The organism is Cryobacterium sp. TMN-39-2 (genome assembly GCF_004402745.1).
Taxonomy (GTDB): Bacteria; Actinomycetota; Actinomycetes; order Actinomycetales; family Microbacteriaceae; genus Cryobacterium; species Cryobacterium zongtaii.
The window spans coordinates 48518-65708 of the sequence record NZ_SOFX01000036.1 but is presented as its reverse complement, the minus strand read 5'-3'; the positions used below and the strand labels follow the sequence as shown (position 1 = coordinate 65708).

Here is a 17191-nt window from a genome sequence, read left to right as displayed (position 1 = left end):
CGGCCCGACCTACGCGTCCAGGTACTTCTGGTAGAACTTGCGCAGCTCGTTGCCACCGTTGGACTTCCAGGTCTCGATCGCGCCGTCCAGGGCCGAGAGTTCCTTGCGCCCGTTGGCCACGTCGGCCTTGAGGTCGTCGAAGGGCTTGCCCAGCGAACCGAACTTGGCCGGTTCCTGGATCTGCACCCCGTAGAGCACCGGGTCGGCCGCGAAGGCACTCATCCGGGCGCTCCAGTTGCAGTAGTCGGTCACGAACTGCGGGTACTCCACGTGCGCCTGCACGACCGGCGGGTGCACCAGGAACGAGTAGGTCGAGGTGACCTCGGCCTGGCCCTTGGCGTTGAGCACCGGGGCGCCGTTCGCGTCGAGGTCGTAGTGGGTGCCCTGAACCCCGGAGTTGAGGAGCTGGTACTCCGCGGTGCCGAACGGTGCCGCGATGAAGTCGGCCACGGCGAGCATCTCCTTGATGGCCTTTTCGTCGGCCTTCTTGTTGATGAAGCTGAAGATGTTGGTGGGGCTGCCCTTGTACAGGGTGGGGTCGCCGCCGTCGGCCGCGAAGAAGTCCATGGCCTGGGTGTTGTAACCCGGGTTGGACGGCAGCACCCTGGCGAGGGACTCGGCCCAGCCGCCCACGCCGTCGCTCTTGACCAGCGTGTTCCCGGCCTCGTAGCGACTGTTGGCCTGCTGGTCATTGCCGGCCATGGCGTCCGGGTGCACCGCACCGGACTTGAACAGGCGGGTCAGCCAGTCCAGGGCCTCGCGGTACTGGTCGGTCTCGAACTTGTGCACCAGCTTGCCGTCGGCGACGGTCCACTTGTCTGGCACGCCGAACATGATCTGACCGGCGTTCCACAGGTCATCGGCGCCCCAGCGGTTCTTGGACGCATCCGTCGCCTCGGTGAGGATGGTGATGAAGCTCTCGGCGTCGGTGGGCAGCGGCAGGCCGAGCTCGTCGAAGATGTCCTTGCGGTAGAAGAACGCGTTCTGGATGACCTCACCCGGGTACGGAAGCCCGAAGAGCTTGCCCTGGAAGACCGAGTACTTCCACGAGTCGGTCGGAATGTTGGCCAGGTTGGGGTAGTCCTTCACCTTGTCGCCGGCGAGATACGGGCTGAGGTCGGCGAACAGGGAGGTGACGGCCTGGTCGAATTTGGGCGGCAGGTTCCAGGACGGGATGACCACCATGTCCGGCACGTTGTTCGGCGACGCGAGCACGGCCTGGATCTTTTCGCCGTAGGTGTTGCCGTCGGAGACCTGGAACTTGATCGTCGCGCCCAGTTCCTTGTTCACGGCCTTGAAGTAGTCGTTGTTCGAGCTGGGGATGGTCCACCAGGCCGGGGAGAGCGCGGTGTACGACCCGCCGGCGCCCGGTACCTTCGCCACGGACTTGCGCAGCGTGGTGGGCAGCTTCAGGTAGCCGGCGGTGGAGCCGTTGACGCTGACCAGGTCCGGGACCGCGAAGTCCACCGGATAGTAGTTCGGGATGACGCCGGCGATGTCCTCGGCGCTGAACAAGCCGCCCGACGTGCTGGCCGTTCCGGTGCTGCAGCCGGCGAGAGTGGCTGCGGCCGCTCCGGCACCTACGAAGCCCAGGAAGGACCTCCGGTTCAGCGGCTTCTTGGCGAATGCTCTCAGATCAGAACTGGCCGTTTGGATGCTCATGCTGCCTCACTTCTTCGTAAGTTGCTGTTCTTGCCGAGGCCTGGAAAAGCAAGAATTGCCCCCAAGTCCAACTCCCTGCGGAAGCGCTTCGACAATCGGGAGTGTACAGGGAGGAATTACGCGGAGGCAACCACAAATCGCGAATTGTGACCTAGACTCGGCATGTCGACGTAGTTTTCGCGACAACTGTCGAAACGCTTCGACGGTCACCGAACCAGGAAGAACTTGATGACGCACGGCACCGACGCCGCAACGGCACACCACCTACTCGACCAGCTCACCGTCGAGGAGAAGCTCAGCCTGCTGCATCAGGCCAATCCCGCCATCGAGCGCCTGGGCCTGGACGCCTTCTCCACCGGTACCGAGGGCCTGCACGGCCTGTCCTGGCTCGGCGAGGCCACGCTGTTCCCGCAGCCGGTCGGCCTCGCCGCCTCTTGGGACCTGGACCTGGTGCGTCGGGTAGGCGAAGCCGTGGGCATCGAGGTGCGGGGCAAGCACGCCGACTCCCCCGCGGTGAGCCTGAACGTGTGGGCGCCGGTGGTGAACCCGCTGCGGCATCCGCTCTGGGGCCGTAACGAGGAGGGCTACTCCGAGGACTCCTGGCTGACCGGTCTGCTCGGCTGCGCCTACTCGTGGGGCCTGCGCGGGAACGATCCCGTGCGCTGGCGCACGGTGCCCACCCTCAAGCACTTCCTCGGCTACAACAACGAGGTCGACCGCTCCACGACCAACTCGCAGCTGCGCCAGCGAGTGCTGCACGAGTATGAGCTGCCGGCCTACCGCCCGGCCATCGAAGAGGGCGCCGCCGGCGCCGCGATGCTCTCCTACAACCTGGTGAACGGCCGCCCGGCGCACGTCTCCGACCTCGTCGCGGCACACCTGCGCACCTGGGTGGCCGACAGTGCCGACCTGTTCATCGTCAGCGACGCCGCCGCGCCCACCAACCTCTTCGTGTCCGAGGAGTTCTTCGACGGACCCGTGGCCGCTCACGCCGCCGCGTTGATCGCCGGCGTCGACAGCTTCACCGACAACGACACCAACACGGAACCCACGGTCTCGGCCATGCGCCGGGCCCTCGCTGAGGGACTCATCGGCATCGAGCACGTGGATGCCGCGGTGCTGCGCCTGCTCACGGCCCGCGCCCGCACCGGCGAATTCGACACCGAACCGCATCAATACGCCGGCATCACCGCCGACGTGATCGGCTCACCTGCCCACCTGGCCCTGGCGAGGGAGGCAGCCGCGGCCGGTACCGTGCTCCTGAAGAACGACCCTGTCGCCGGCACCCCGGTGCTGCCGCTGGCCCCGGCGTCCCGGGTCGCCCTCCTCGGGCCGATCGCCGACCGGGTCCTGGCCGATTGGTACAGCGGCAGTCTGATCGCCCCGGTGAGCCTCACAGATGGGCTGGCCACGGCGCTGGCCGCCACCGGCGGTGGCGTCACCGTCGCCAGCGGCAGCGACCTGATCGCGCTCCGCGACCCGCGCACCGGCCGCTACCTCACCTCCGGCGGACCCGTCGGCGGGCGTCTGCACGCCGCGAGTGTCACCGTCGGCGACGCACAGACCTTTGAAATGACCGAGTGGGGTCATGGCCACGTCACCCTGCGGAACACCGCAACCGACCGCCTCGTCACCCGCGGCGCGCACGGCTATCTTGAGGACACCGCCACCCGGGTGGGCGGCTGGGTCGCCCAGGAAGACCTGCGCCTGCTCCGCCACGACGACGGCAGCGTGTCGCTGCAGCACCGCGGCTCCGGTCTCTGGCTGCACGCCGACCTCGGCAACGGCGCCATCCTGGCCCAGCCGGCCACCGAGGCCACGGCCGACAGGTTCGGCCTCCGGGTGCTGCGCTCCGGGCTCGCCCACGCCGCCCAGGTGGCCGCCGCGGCCGACACCGTTATCGTCACCGTCGGCAACGACCCGCACCTGGGCGGCCGTGAGACCGAGGACCGTCCGGCCCTCGCGCTGCCGGAGCATCAGGCCGAACTTGTCGGCGCGGCCGCCGATGCCAATGCGCACCTGGCGCTGCTGGTGATCTCCTCCTACCCGTTCGCCCTTGGCGGGGCACTCGAGAAGGCCCCGGCCATCCTGTGGTCGTCGCACGCCGGCGAAGCGCTCGGCCACGGCCTCGCCGACGTGCTCACCGGCGCGGTGGAGCCCACCGGGCGTCTTGCACAGACCTGGTGGTCCGGCGAGTCCGACCTCGCCGACGTGCTCGACTACGACATCATCACCAGCGCCAGCACCTACCTCTATTCCTCGGCAACACCCGACTTCGCCTTCGGCCACGGGCTCGGTTACGCCCGGGCATCCGTGTCGGCCGCCACGCTGTCCGCCAGCCGGGTTCGGTGGACCGACGAGACCGGACTGACTCCGGTCACCGTGACCGTCGGAGTGAACGGCGACCCCAGCGACGGGCAGCCCGCGGGGCCGGCCGTTGCCACCGTGCAGCTCTACGTCGCGGCGAACGCGCACCGGCTGCCGTTCCCCCGCCGCCGCCTGGCCGGCTTCGGTCGGGTGAGCGTCGCGGCCGGCGGTGCCGCAGAGCTGACCATCACCCTCGACCCTGCCGCGTTGATGGTCTGGGACGTGACCACCCAACGCCTCATCGTGGAAACCGGCGAATACGAGCTGCTCGTCGGCCGCTCGGCCGAGAGCATCGACCACCGGCTGCTGTTGCACGTCGACGGTGTCTCCGTCGCACCCCGCAACCCTGTGGCCGGGTTCGGCGCCGATTCCTTCGACCACACCGGGCACAGCGACACCGTGCGGAGCGAGCTGGTGGCGTACACACCGCTGGCCGGCACCGCCGTGGCGGTGGCCGCCGATGCGCGGCGCGCCCGCCTGGTCTACCTGACGGTGGACCTGGCCGCCCTGGCCGGAGTGCTCGCGGTCGAGGCCCGCGGCACCGGCCGGATCGAGCTGGAGAGCCGTCGCGATGGACTCTGGTCACCGCTCGGCAGCGCCGAGGTCGGTACGCTCGACTGGCAGACCGTGTCGATTCCTCTCGAGGGTGCGGGCACCAACACCGCACCGGCCGACCTTCGGGTCACTCTGTCGCGGGGGGTGCAGCTCGCGTTCCTCGGCGGGCCGCACGTCGCGCTTTCCTAGATTCGCCGCATCCATTCACCATCAGCATCACCGACTAGACGGGACATCATGCTCAGCAATCTGACCGGATGGCACTTCATCATCATCCTCTTCGTCGTACTCCTGCTCTTCGGCGCACCCAAACTGCCCGCGCTGGCGCGCAGCATGGGCCAGTCGATGAAGATCCTCAAGACCGAGCTGGCGCCCACCGACGCCGCCGTGCCCGACGAGAAGCCGGCCACCGCCCCTGCCGCAACGACGCTCGACAAGCCCAAGCCCTAACCCCCGTCCCGGCCCCGCAAACTGTGAGCTCAGCCCCGAAAACTCGAGGTTTTTTGGGCTGGGCTCACCGTTCGCGGGACGAGAGGGTGCCGTCGGGTGCCCTGAAGAGACGGATGCCCGTGGTGGGCACAACGACCTCGTGCCGGCGGCCGCGGTAGCCGATGAGCCTGGCGCCCGCGAAGCGCTCCGCGCTGGCGCGCAGGGTCACGCTCACCAGGGTTCCGTCGGACCAGGTGAGGTCGACGAGCACGCCGCCCCGGGCGGCCAGCCCGGTCACCCGCCCCTCGGGCAGTGACGCGGGCAGCGCGGGCAGCAGCTCGAGGGTGCCGGTGTGCGACTGCAGTAGCAGCTCGCAGACCGCGGCGACAAAGCCCAGGTTGCCGTCGATCTGGAACGGCGGGTGCGCGGCGAAGAAGTTGGGGTACAGCCCGCCGGCATGGGGACCGGCGTCGTCGCGGGCCGGCCGCAGCACCAGCTCGAGCAGGTCGTCGACCTTGGTGGGCTGGTGCAGCCTGGCGCGTAGGCACAGTTTCCAGGCCAGCGACCAGCCGGTGGAGTCGTCACCGCGTCGGTCCAGGGTGGCCGACGCCGCCCGGGCGTGCTCGGCGTTCAGACCGTCGCCGGGGTACAGCCCCACCAAGTGCGAGACGTGCCGGTGCTGCGGGTCGGTTTCGAGGCGCTCCCGGTCCCACTCGAGCAGGGTGCCGTCGCTGCCGATTCGGGGGCCGGGGATGCGCACCAGCGCGGCCGCCGCCTCGGCGAGGATCGGGTCGTCGCCCTGCCCGCTGTCGGCGGCGAGGCCGGGCAGCAGTGCGAACAGTTCGCGCAGCAGGGTGCGGTCCATGGTCGACCCGGTGCCGGCCGCGACCGGCCGGCCGTTCTGCAGGAACTGGTTCTCTGGCGACGTGGAGGGCCGGGTGGTCAGGCTGCCGCCGGGCAGTTCCACCAGGAAGTCGAGGCAGAACCGGGCGGCCCCGGCCGCGAGGCGCCACAGCCGGGCGAGCTGGTCGGGCGTGGCGGTGCCGAACCGGCGCACCTCGTCGAGCTGCCGCACCAACCAGACCCCGGCCATCGGCCACTGCGCCCAGGAGGCGTCGCCGGTGACCGGCGAGCTGAACGCCCATCCGTCGGAGTTGTGGTGCGCCGCCCAGCCCCGGCAGCCGTAGAGCCGGTCGGCGGTGTGCGCGCCCCGCTCGGCGAGGGCCTCCACAAAGGTGAGCAGGGGCTCAGCGGTCTCGCCGAGCCGGGCCACGTGGGCGCCCCAGTAGTTCATTTGGGTGTTGATGTTGAGGGTGTAGTTGCTGCTCCACGGCGGCTGCATGGAGTCGTTCCAGAGGCCCTGCAGGGTGGCGGGCAACCCGCCGGGTCGGGAGGACGCTATCAAGAGGTAGCGGCCGTAGTCGAAGAGGAGCGACAACAGGCCGGGATCGGTCAGCGCGGCCGGGCGGGGGTCGGTGGCGGCGCGGTCGAGCCGGTCGGGAGCGGTCCAGCCGTCGGCACCGGCCGGCCCGGGCAGGTCCAGGCTGACCCTGTCGAACAGGGCCGTGTAGTCCAGCCGGTGCCGGGCGGCGAGGTCGTTGACGGATGCCCCGGCGACAGCGCCCAGGCGGGCCGAGGCGGTGGCGGCGCTATCCGCTGCGGTGCCGGAGGCCGGGCGGCCGGCGGCGGTGAAGGTGGTCTCGGTGGCCACGCAGACCAGGATCTCCGTGGCACCCTCGATGCGGAGGGCACCTGACCCGTCGGGTGCGGCGTGACCGTCATGCCGCACAGACACCACGATGGCGCCCTGCAGCGGCTGGATGCCGTCCAGTTCCCAGACGGCGGCGGGCCGGTCGGGCCGGTGCCCCGGCGCCACGTCGGCCGGCAGCTGCAGCCGAAGACTCAGGCCGTCGGTCGTGACCGTGCGGCCCAGGTCGGCGAGCGGGCTGCTGACCGAGACCGTGAAGACCGGGTCGGGCAGGGCGGCGTCGGCCACGATGTGGTGCACGAGCACCCCGTCGGGGTGGCTGGCGAAGCTGGTCTGTTCGAGGCCGGCCCCCTGGATGTGGTGGACGGCGTCGGCCAGGTCGAGCCACCGCCGGGTCAGGGCGTGGCCGCCGGGCAGGTCGATCTGCACGGTGCCCAACGGCAGGTAGGCCTGGGTGTACTCGGCGCTCAGCGCGGCCAGTTCCGCCTCGGCCTCGGCCGCCCGGTCCTCGGCGAGGTGCGCCCGTGCCGCGGCGAGCGCGGCCGCGGCGGTCGGGGCATCCACCGGCCCGTGGCGGTGTTCGCTCTCCGGCGAGCCCGACCAGGCGGTCTCGTCGTTCAGGTGCAGCCGGGTGCACCGGTCGGTGGTGTCGACCATGGCACCCAGTGCGCCGTTGCCGAGCGGGAGGGCATCCAACCAGTTCCTGCTCGGCGCGGTGTAGGATAGCTCGCTCATCAGGGCTGCGGCGGGGAGTCCGGCAGGGCACTCTCGCGGAGCACGATCGAGGCGGCCGGGGCCAGCTCGACGTCGCCGGAGAGTTGCGCCTCGGTGAGCAGGTCGTAGCCGTTCAGGGCGACCGTGCGGGCGCTCTCGCCGTGGTTGAAGACGAAGAGGTAGCTGCGGTCGCCGGCGTAGCGGCGCACGATTTCGACGCCGTCACCGGCCTGCGGGTGTTCCGGGCCGATGCCGGCTTCGGCGAGCATCCGGGTCAGATGCGCGCGCAGCGCAGCCTGGTCGAGCCGGGTGGCCAGGTAGTGCACCGTGCCGGCGCCGAGCCGGTTGCGGGTGATCGCCGGCCGGCCGGCCAGCGGAGCGTGGGTGAAGGTGGCCAGCACCTCGGCGCCGGTGGCCTGCAGGTCTTCGGCCCAGGCATCCGCCCGCGACCCGTCGGAGAGCTGCACGGTCTCGCCTGCGGCGAGCGGGTGGTGCTCTTCGACGCGGATGCCCGCCAGCGGGGCGAAGGCGCCGCTGAAGCCGCCGGGGCGCACGCTGAGGTTCTCGTCGGTGCTGCCGGAGAAGAACCAGACCGCCGCGTGACCGCCGGCCGTGACGAAGGCGCGCAGCGTCTCGGCCTCGGCGTCGGAGGCGGCGATCTTGTTCGGCACCAGCACCAGGTCGTAGCCGGAGAGGTCCTGATCGAGCCGCACCACGTCGCAGGCGATGCCCTGCCACCAGAGCGCCCGGTGCACGGCGCGCACGGCGGGTAGGAAGGCGAGGTCGTCGGAGGGCAAGGCGCGCGTCTCGGCGGCCCACCAGGCGATGGAATCCCAGACGATGGCGACCCGGGCGACGTTCACCCGGCGGCCGTCCGCGGGCGGTTCGGCGATCTCGGCCAACGACGTGAGGGTGTGCCCGAGGGCGACGATCTCGCGGAACACCCGGGAGTCCTCCCCCGCGTGCGGCACCATCGGCGAGTGGAAGAACTCCGCGCCGACCCGCGGCGAACGCCACTGGAAGAACAGGCTGCCGGTAGCGCCCCTGGCCAGGTATTGCAGGGTGTTGCGCTCGAGCCGGCCGGGGTCCTTGGCGAACAGGCGCGCGGCGGCGTAGTCGTAGATCAGGCTGGTGGCCTGCTCCATCAGTACCCAGGGTCGGCCCTGGTTGAACGAGCGGGCCACGTCGGCGCCGAACGCCACGTGGGTCTCCCCCTCGATGTCGCGGGCGCTGGGATAGTGGTCGATCGACACCTCGTCGATCTCGGCGGCGAAATCCCACTGGTCGTAGTGGTTCCAGCTGGGCAGCATGAAGTTGGTCGTCACCGGCACGCCGGGGCTCAGCTCGCGGATGACCGCGACCTGCTCGCGCAGCGCGTCGCGGAGAGTGTCGGCGGAGAACCGTTTGAAGTCGAGCAGGTGCGCCGGGTTCGGCAGGTACTGGGTGGCCTGCGGCGCCAGGATGTGCTCGAAGGTGGCGTAGCTCTGCGACCAGAACGCACTGTTCCAGGTGCTGTTCAGCGCGGCCACGGTGCCGTAGCGCTCGGCCAGCCACAGCCTGAACGCCCGGTCCGTCTCGGGGCCGTACGAGACCGTGCCGTACTCGTTGTGCACGTGCCACATTCGCAGCGCCGGATGCCGGCCGTACCGTTCGGCGAGCGCGCCGGCGATCCGTCGCGCGGCATCCCGGTACGCCGGGGCGGCCGGGTTGTAGGTGTCCCGGCTGCCGTGCACCAGGCGCACGCCGTCCGCGGTGACCGGCAGGGCCTCCGGGTGGGCGAAGGTGAACCACGGCGGAGGCGACGCGGTGGGGGTGGCGAGCACTACCCCGATCCCGTTGGTGTGCATCAGGTCCATCACCCTGTCGAGCCAGCCGAAGTCGTACCGGCCTTCTTCGGGCTCGAGCGACGACCAGGAGAACACCCCGACGGTGACCCGGTTGACGTTCGCCTCACGCATCAGGCGCACGTCCTCCGCCCACACCGATTCGGGCCACTGCTCGGGGTTGTAGTCGCCGCCGTAGACAAAGCTGTGCTGGTGCTGCTGCTGCAAGGTGTTCCTGTTCCTCTTGCGAAATGACCGTAAGTTGCCCAGGTCCGGACGAGCTGCCCCGGGGCAACTCGTCCGCGCGAGGGCAACTCGGGAGAGAGCCTTAGACGGCCGGGAGGGTGCGGGTGGCGACCAGGGCCGCGTACCAGCGGGCGCTGTCCTTGGGGGTGCGCACCAGCGTGTCGTAGTCCACGTGCACGATGCCGAACCGCTTGGAGTAGCCGTAGCCCCATTCGAAGTTGTCCATCAGTGACCACACCTGGTAGCCGCGCAGGTCGACGCCGCGGGCCAGTGCCCGGTGCGCGGCGGTGAAGTGCCGGCGCAGGTAGTCGGTGCGGTCCACGTCGTGCACGCGGGCTCCGTCCTCCGTCTGCACGACCGTGTCGGCGAACGCCGCACCGTTCTCGGTGACCATCAGCGGCTGCGCCGGGAACTCCTCGTGCAGCGCCACGAGCAACTCCTCGAGGCCGGCCGGTTCGATGTTCCAGCCCATCTCGGTGTACGGGCCGGGCTGGGCGAGGAACTCGACCCTGTCGGCGCCGGGCCACGGCGAGGCACCGACATCCTTGTGCCCGTCGGCGTTCTGGCGCGGTGCCGCCCCGTCCCACAGCCGAACCAGGGTGGTGGAGTAGTAGTTGACGCCGAGCACGTCCAGCGGCTGGTGGATGATCTCGGTATCGCCGGGCAGGATGAACGCCCAGTCGGTGACGTCCTTGGTGTCTTCGAAGACATCCGCCGGGTAGGCGCCGGTCAGCAGCGGGCCCAGGAACACCCGGTTGGCGAGGGCGTCGATCTGCCGCACGGCCTCCGGCCCGGTCTCGCCCTCGCCGCGCAGCACGTGCAGGTTGAGGGTGATCGAGAAGTCGGGGTCGTTGGTCACCAGCGGCTTGAGCGCCAGGATCGCCAGGCCGTGCGCCAGGTTGAGGTGGTGCACGGCGGTGAGCGCCTCGGCGCCGTCGGTGCGGCCGGGCGCGTGCGAGCCGGAACCGTAGCCCAGGTAAGCGGAGCACCACGGTTCGTTCAGGGTGGTCCAGGTGTCCACCCGGTCGCCGAATGCCGCGCCCAGGATCGCCGCGTAGTCGGCGAACGCGTACGCGGTGGCCCGGTTGGTCCAGCCGCCCTCGTCCTCGAGGGCCTGCGGCAGGTCCCAGTGGTAAAGGGTGACGATCGGGCTGATCCCCCGGGCTATCAGCCCGTCGATGAGCCGGCCGTAGAAGTCCAGGCCCGCCTGGTTGGCCGGGCCCCGGCCGGTGGGCTGGATGCGTGACCAGGCGATGGAGAACCGATACGCCTGCAGGCCCAGCGTCACCATCATGTCGAGGTCCTCCTCGAGCCGGTGGTAGTGGCCGGAGGCGACGTCGCCGGTGTCGCCGTTCCAGATCTTGCCGGGGGTGTGGCTGAAGGTGTCCCAGATCGAGGGGCCCCGGCCGTCCTCGTCGAAGGCGCCCTCGATCTGGTAGCTGGCCGTGGCGGAGCCGAAGATGAACGAGTCCGGGAACGTGAGGCCGGCGTCGCGGTAGTCGGGTGAGGCCTGCGTGGTGCTCTGCTCGATGATGCTCATCGGAGGGTGGCCTTTCGGTCGGTGGAGGAGAGGATGTCGCCGCCGGCGAGGCGGGCCCGGAAGGGGGCATCCGAATCGCTGGTCACGACGGTGTCGTCGCGGGAAACTGTGATGGTGAAGGTGACAAAGCTGCCGTCGAGCGGGTTGGCGACTTCGACGGTGCGGATGCCGGCCGACTCGCCCGGGTAGACCGTGAGCAGGGTCTGGTCGGTGTAGTCGTAGTCGGGCCTGTCGTCGCGGGAACCGGTGGCCAGCACCGCTCCCCCACGCACCCACAGCGGGATGCTGTCGAACGCGTGCGTCTCCCGGCGCCAAACGGGACCGGTGACGACCTCGTCGGTCAGGTAGTTCGTCCAGGTGCCGGCCGGCAGGTAGTACTGCACGTCGCCGGCTTCGCTGAAGACCGGGGCCACGAGCAGGTCGGCGCCGAGCAGGTACTGCCGGTCGAGGTAGTCCACGGCGGGGTCGCCGGGAAACTCGAGTTGCATCGGCCGCATGAACGGGGCACCGAGACGGTGTGCCTCCAGGCCCACCTGGTAGAGGTAGGGCATCAGCGTCAGCTTCAGCTTGGTGAACACCCGGGTGACGTCGACGGCGCTCTGGCCGGGCTCCTCCCGGCCCTCGTCGAAGAGCCACGGCACCCGGTAGCTGGTGGACCCGTGCAGCCTGGAGTGGCTGGACAGCAGGCCGAACGCCAGCCAGCGCTTGAACACGGCCGGGTCGGGCATGCCCTCGAAGCCGCCGATGTCGTGGCTCCAGTAGCCGAAGCCGCTGAAGGCCAGCGAGAGCCCGCCGCGTAGGGTCTCGGCCATGGACTCGTAGCTGGAGGAGTTGTCTCCGCCCCAGTGCACGGGCTGCATCTGGCCGCCGACGGTTGCGGAGCGGGCGAACAGCACCGCATCGCCCTCGCCGCGGTGCTCCTGGAGCACCTCGAAGACGGCCTTGTTGTAGAGCTGGGTGTACAGGTTGTGCATCACCTCGGGCGACGAGCCGTCGTGCCAGACCACATCCGTGGGGATGCGTTCGCCGAAGTCGGTCTTGATGGCGTCGACGCCCTGTGCGAAGAGGCCGCGCAGCTTGTCCTGGAACCAGGTGACCGCGGCGGGGTTGGTGAAGTCCACCAGTGCCATGCCGGCCTGCCAGAGGTCCCACTGCCAGACGTCGCCGTCGGCCTTCCTCACCAGGTAGCCGGCGGCGGCGGCCTCGGCGAAGATGCCGGCCCGCTGGGCGATGTAGGGGTTGATCCAGGCGCTCACGTGCAGGTTCTTCTCGTGCAGCCTGGCGAGCATGCCCTCGGGGTCCGGGAACACCCGCGGGTCCCACTCGAAGTCGGTCCAGTTGAATTCGCGCATCCAGAAGCAGTCGAAGTGGAAGACAGAAAGCGGCAGGTCGCGCTCGGCCATACCGTCGATGAAGCTGTTCACGGTGGCCTCGTCGTACTGGGTGGTGAACGAGGTCGACAGCCATAGGCCGTACGACCAGGCCGGCACCCGCGCGGGGCGGCCGGTGAGGCGGGTGTAACGCTCGAGGATCTGCTTGGGAGTGGGCCCGTAGATCACCAGGTATTCGATGGCCGGACCGGCGACGGAGAACTGCACCCGTTCGACGGCCTCGGTGCCGACCTCGAAGGAGACGTGCTCGGGGTGGTTGACCAGCACGCCGTAGCCGCGGTTGGTGAGGTAGAACGGCACGTTCTTATAGGACTGTTCGCTGGAGGTGCCGCCGTCGGCATTCCAGATGTCGATGGTCTGGCCGTTCTTGATCAGCGGGCCGAAGCGTTCGCCCAGGCCGTAGACCAGTTCGCCCACGCCGAGGGAGAGCTGTGCGTGCGTGTAGCTGGGTGCCGGTGCGAGCCCGGTGGTGGTGACGCCGGAGACGCCGGCCGGTTCGGCGGCGATGGGGGCCCCGGGGGCGAGCTGCATGTGCCCGATCGACTTGTGGCCGCTCTCGGTGAGGGTGCGGCCGTCGGCCTCGAAGCTGAGATTGAACGGAGCGCCCGGGGCGATGCGTGCGGTGAGCGGGCCGGCCGTGAGGGTGCCGCCCGTGGCGTCGATCGCGATGTCGCCGGCATCCGGCTCGGCGCCGACGAGCTCGAAACCCGGGCCGGTTGTGGTCCCGGTGTGCTGTTCCACGCGCACCTTGACGATGCCCTCCAGCGGCGAGGAGAGCGTCACGGTGAGCATGGCGCGGTTGAGCACATCACCGCGACGTTCGATCACCTTCGTCGGGGCGGAGACCCGCAGGGCGGCACCCACCTGTTCGATGTCGTAGGCCTCCTGCGCGTAGAACGCGGTGACGCCGGGACGGGTGTGCCAGAAACCATCGGTGAATTTCATGTCTACTTGACTGCTCCTGCGGTGATGCCCCTGGTGAGGGTGCGTTGGGTGGTGCTGCTGGGTACTACGGTTCTCGATCGCATTTCGAAACGTTTCGACGGCACGAAGGCTCTGAGGGGTTTTCCGAGGTTCTATCGATGCGGGCCGGGGGCGGTCGACCCGAGCTCGACGTAGGTCGGCTCGATGTATTCGACGTGGGGCTCGGCGTCTCCGGCGAACTGGGCCATCGTGAGCTCGATTGCTCGGGTGCAGGACTGGTCCGCGGGTAGCGGGATCACGTCGAGCGGCGGGTTGAGATGGTCGGTGGAGAAGCTGGAGCAGGCCGAAATGACCGAGAGGTCGTTCGGCACGCTGATGCCGCGCTGGCTGAGCACGTCGAGAACCATGGACTGCACGGGTTCGTTGCAGTGCAACACGAGCCCGGTCATTCCGGGCAGAGCGGCCGTCACGTGCTCGACGGCCGCGCGCACGCCGGCCGACTCCTCGGCGGCCGGGGTGAAGGCCACGGTGACGCCCAGCCGGGCGGCTTCGGCCAGGAAGGCGTCCCGGAAACGCGGCGGGAAGTTCGAGCCACGCTCATAGACGAGCGGCGCCTGGCCGATCAGGCCGATCTCGCGGTGGCCGAGGTCGACCAGCCGGCGAACGGCCAGCACCGCGGCCTGTTCGAAGTCGAGGTCGACACAGGTGAGGCCGGCGGTGTCATTGGGGATGCCGATCACCGTGGCCGGCAGGCCGAGCTCGCGTACCAGATCGGTGCGGGGATCGGCGGTGGAGACGTCCAACAGCACGATGCCGTCGACCAGGGAGCTGCGCGCCACCCGGCGGAGACCCACGGTTGCTTCGTCTTGGGTGAGCAGAAGCACGTCGTAGTCGTACAGGCGGGCGGCCGTGACCACCGAGAGCACGAAGGCCATGTGGGCCGGGGCGTGGGTGCCGGCATGCAGCGGAGCGCTCAACGCGAGGATCTGGGTGCGCGCGCCCTTGAGCATCCGCGCGCCGGCGTTGGCCCGGTAGTCGAGCTGGAGAACGGCCTGGTCGATGCGCTGTTTGGTAGACGCTGCGATCGAACGCTTCCCGCTGAGGGCGTAGGACACCGTACTGATCGACACTCCGGCGACACGTGCCACGTCGTGAATGTTGGCCACCTGGACTCCATCGTCGGTCGGATAGTGCGGGATCGATTGCGGAAACGCAGCCGAGCAGCGGGCGAAGTGTCTAAACGTTTCGACCGCCTCGCAAGGGAGCCTACGGCAGACTTCCTCGCTTCCGCAAGTAGTTTGTGGTGATTGACGACAAATGTCAGATCAGCGAACTAGCGACGAGAGGCACGACCGCGCACGAAGCCGGCCGGGTCGTCGAGCAGGTCGGCGAAGGCCAGCTCGGCGGCGCCCACGAGCATCAGGTGCGAGCCCAGGCTGGCCCGCTCGATGGCCACCGTGTGGCCGATGCTGCTCATGGAGCGCACGATCATCGCCGCGGTCAGCTGTTCCCGGCCCACCGAGAGCAGCGAGCCGAGGAACCCGCCGAGCACCACCATCTCGGGGTCGAACAGGTTCACGAAGTTGGAGATCGCCTCGGAGAGCAGCTCGATCTGCCGGCGCACCTCGGCCAGCACGGCCGGATCGCGGGAGACGCCGAGCGCGATGTCGAGGTCGTCCAGGTCGGCGCGCGGCAGCTTCAGCACTGCGAGAAGCCTGGCCATGCTCACCTCGGTCTCCAGGCAGCCGATCCGGCCGCAGTGGCAGCGCACCCCCGCGCTGTTCACCAGGGTGTGGCCCAGCTCCCCCGCGTAGCCGCTGGTGCCGCGGAGCGGTGTGCCGCCGATGATCAGGCCGCCGCCGATTCCGCTGGCGCTGCCGTTGAGGTAGACCAGGTCGTTGATGCCGCGGGCCGCGCCGAACATGCTCTCGGCGATCGCGCCGAGGCTGGCATCGTTGCCGGCGAAGACCGGGTAGTCCAGCACCCGGGCCAGATCGCGGGCCAGGTTGACGTCGCGCCAGCCCAGGTGCGGGGCGATCAGCACCCGGCCGTCCGCGGAGTTCACCAGCGCCGGCACCGCCACGCCGACCCCGGCGATGCTGTAGCTCTGGTCGATCTCACCGCGCATGCCGTCGACGATGGCCTTGACCGCGTTGATGGCCTCGGCCACGGTGGGCACCCGGGTGGTGTCGAAACGGATGCGCCGGATCACCTCACCACCGAGTCCCACCAGTCCCACCGTGATGGCGTCGACATCGGGGTTGACCGCGATCGCGGCCAGCCCCGGGTTCGGCACCACCTGCGGGCTGGGCCGGCCCACCCGGCCCACCACGCTCTCCGGTTCCACCTCGAACGCCATGCCCAGGTCGACGAGTTCGGCCACCAGGGCCGCGATCGTCGACCGGTTCAGTCCGGTGCGCTTGGTGAGCTCGGCTCGGGAGCAGCCACCGGCGTGGTGCAGCATCGTCATGACCATCGACAGGTTGTACCGCCGGAGCTGGTCGTTGCTGGTGCCGCCCCGAACACCCAGGGTGGGTGACGCTTGGCTCACGGGTGGGTCACGGTCCTTTCGGGTGCGGGCCCGACAGAGGACCGCCGGGTGGCGTCAGTGCTATCGTCCTCCGGCGCGCCGCTTGTTGAAGATATCAAACGCGACGGCCAGCAGCAGCACCAGGCCCTTGATTGTCATCTGCCAGGCGGCATCCACCGAGAGAATCGACAGGCCCATGTTGAGCACGCCCATCACCAGACCACCGACCACGGCACCGACCACGGTGCCCACGCCGCCCTGCACGGCCGCACCACCGATGAAGACGGCGGCGATGGCGTCGAGCTCGTAGTTCTGGCCCGCCGAGGCGACGGCGCCGCCGGCTCGCGCGGTCGAGACCACACCGGCCAGGCCGGCCAGCACGCCCATGTTCACGAAGATGTAGAAGTTGACCCACTTGGTCTTCACCCCGCTCATCACGGCGGCGAAGAGGTTGCCGCCCATGGCGTAGACGTGGCGGCCGAACACCGTGCGGTTGAGCACGAAGTTGTAGATCAGGATCAGGGCGGCGAGCACGATCAGGATGATCGGGGTGCCGCTGTAGTCGCTGAGCAACCAAGCGAACCAGACAATCGCGATGGCGGCGATGCCGTTCTTGGTCCACATCGAGGCGAGCGGTTCGCGCGGCAGGTCCAACCGGGCCAGGGTGGCGCGGGTGCGCAGCTGGAAGACGATCAGGGCCACGGCGGTGAGGATGCCCAGCGCCAGGGTGAGCACGTCGCGCCCGGCCAGTTCGCCCAGGTACGACGGCAGCCAGCCGGCGCCGATCGCGGTGAATTCCGCGGGCAGGCCGCTGATGGTTCCGCCGGTGAGCAGCACCAGGGTGAGGCCGCGGAAGATGAGCATGCCGGCCAGGGTGACGATGAACGCCGGGATGCCGACGAACGCCACCCAGTAGCCCTGCCAGGCACCGACCAGGGCGCCGACCAGCAGCGACACGAGGACCGCGCCCCACCAGGGCAGACCCCAGTTGTTCATGCTGATCGCGGCGACAGCGCCGACCATGGCCACGACAGAGCCGACGGACAGGTCGATGTGGCCGGCGATGATCACGATGACCATGCCGATCGCGAGGATCAGCACGTAGGCGTTCTGCTGGATGAGGTTGTTCACGTTGCCGGGCAGCAACAGGCGCCCGTCGGTGAGGATCTGGAACAGGATGACGATCACGGCCAGGGCGGCGACGATGCCGTACTGGCGAAGGTTGATCGAGAGCTTGGGCATCCGGCGCTTGACGGGTGGTTCTGTGGGCGCCTTGCTCGCTGGCGTGGTGGTGGTCATCGC

10 protein-coding genes are annotated in these 17191 nt (G+C 69.5%); 2 read left to right on the top strand and 8 right to left on the bottom strand.

Annotated features, from left to right (window positions below):
• Window positions 1-9: 9 nt before the first annotated feature.
• Window positions 10-1662, bottom strand: coding sequence for an extracellular solute-binding protein (locus tag E3O57_RS13670; RefSeq protein ID WP_103459697.1), 1653 nt, complete (start codon window positions 1660-1662; stop codon window positions 10-12).
• Between the two features lie 228 nt (window positions 1663-1890).
• On the opposite strand from E3O57_RS13670, the gene E3O57_RS13665 reads away from it, so the two are divergent.
• Window positions 1891-4773, top strand: coding sequence for a glycoside hydrolase family 3 C-terminal domain-containing protein (locus tag E3O57_RS13665; RefSeq protein ID WP_103479837.1), 2883 nt, complete (start codon window positions 1891-1893; stop codon window positions 4771-4773).
• A 48-nt stretch (window positions 4774-4821) separates the two neighbouring features.
• On the top strand, window positions 4822-5034 hold the full coding sequence (locus E3O57_RS13660) for a twin-arginine translocase TatA/TatE family subunit (protein ID WP_103459695.1): 213 nt from the start codon (window positions 4822-4824) through the stop codon (window positions 5032-5034).
• Window positions 5035-5098: 64 nt separating this feature from the next.
• Here the strand turns inward: E3O57_RS13660 and E3O57_RS13655 are convergent, their stop codons facing one another.
• The 7 genes from E3O57_RS13655 to mmsB all read right to left on the bottom strand — a co-directional run bounded on the left by E3O57_RS13655 (window position 5099) and on the right by mmsB (window position 17188).
• On the bottom strand, window positions 5099-7456 hold the full coding sequence (locus E3O57_RS13655) for a glycoside hydrolase N-terminal domain-containing protein (RefSeq protein ID WP_103479838.1): 2358 nt from the start codon (window positions 7454-7456) through the stop codon (window positions 5099-5101).
• Entirely contained in the window at window positions 7456-9486 is a 2031-nt protein-coding gene (locus E3O57_RS13650; RefSeq protein WP_241990418.1) for a beta-galactosidase, read from the bottom strand. Before E3O57_RS13650 ends, E3O57_RS13655 begins: the two co-directional genes overlap by 1 nt.
• A 100-nt stretch (window positions 9487-9586) precedes the next feature.
• A complete protein-coding gene (locus tag E3O57_RS13645; protein ID WP_103479839.1) occupies window positions 9587-11044 on the bottom strand; it encodes a GH1 family beta-glucosidase in 1458 nt (485 codons plus the stop codon).
• On the bottom strand, window positions 11041-13380 hold the full coding sequence (gene yicI / locus E3O57_RS13640) for an alpha-xylosidase (RefSeq protein ID WP_103479840.1): 2340 nt from the start codon (window positions 13378-13380) through the stop codon (window positions 11041-11043). The genes E3O57_RS13645 and yicI overlap by 4 nt, the downstream gene beginning before the upstream one ends.
• A 131-nt stretch (window positions 13381-13511) precedes the next feature.
• A complete protein-coding gene (locus tag E3O57_RS13635) occupies window positions 13512-14525 on the bottom strand; it encodes a LacI family DNA-binding transcriptional regulator (protein ID WP_103459691.1) in 1014 nt (337 codons plus the stop codon).
• A 167-nt stretch (window positions 14526-14692) separates the two neighbouring features.
• Window positions 14693-15910, bottom strand: coding sequence for an ROK family protein (locus E3O57_RS13630; RefSeq protein WP_241990417.1), 1218 nt, complete (start codon window positions 15908-15910; stop codon window positions 14693-14695).
• A gap of 60 nt (window positions 15911-15970) precedes the next feature.
• Window positions 15971-17188: a multiple monosaccharide ABC transporter permease gene (gene mmsB, locus E3O57_RS13625; RefSeq protein WP_088455105.1), complete on the bottom strand. Its 1218-nt coding sequence runs from the start codon at window positions 17186-17188 to the stop codon at window positions 15971-15973.
• Between the last annotated feature and the right edge of the window lie 3 nt (window positions 17189-17191).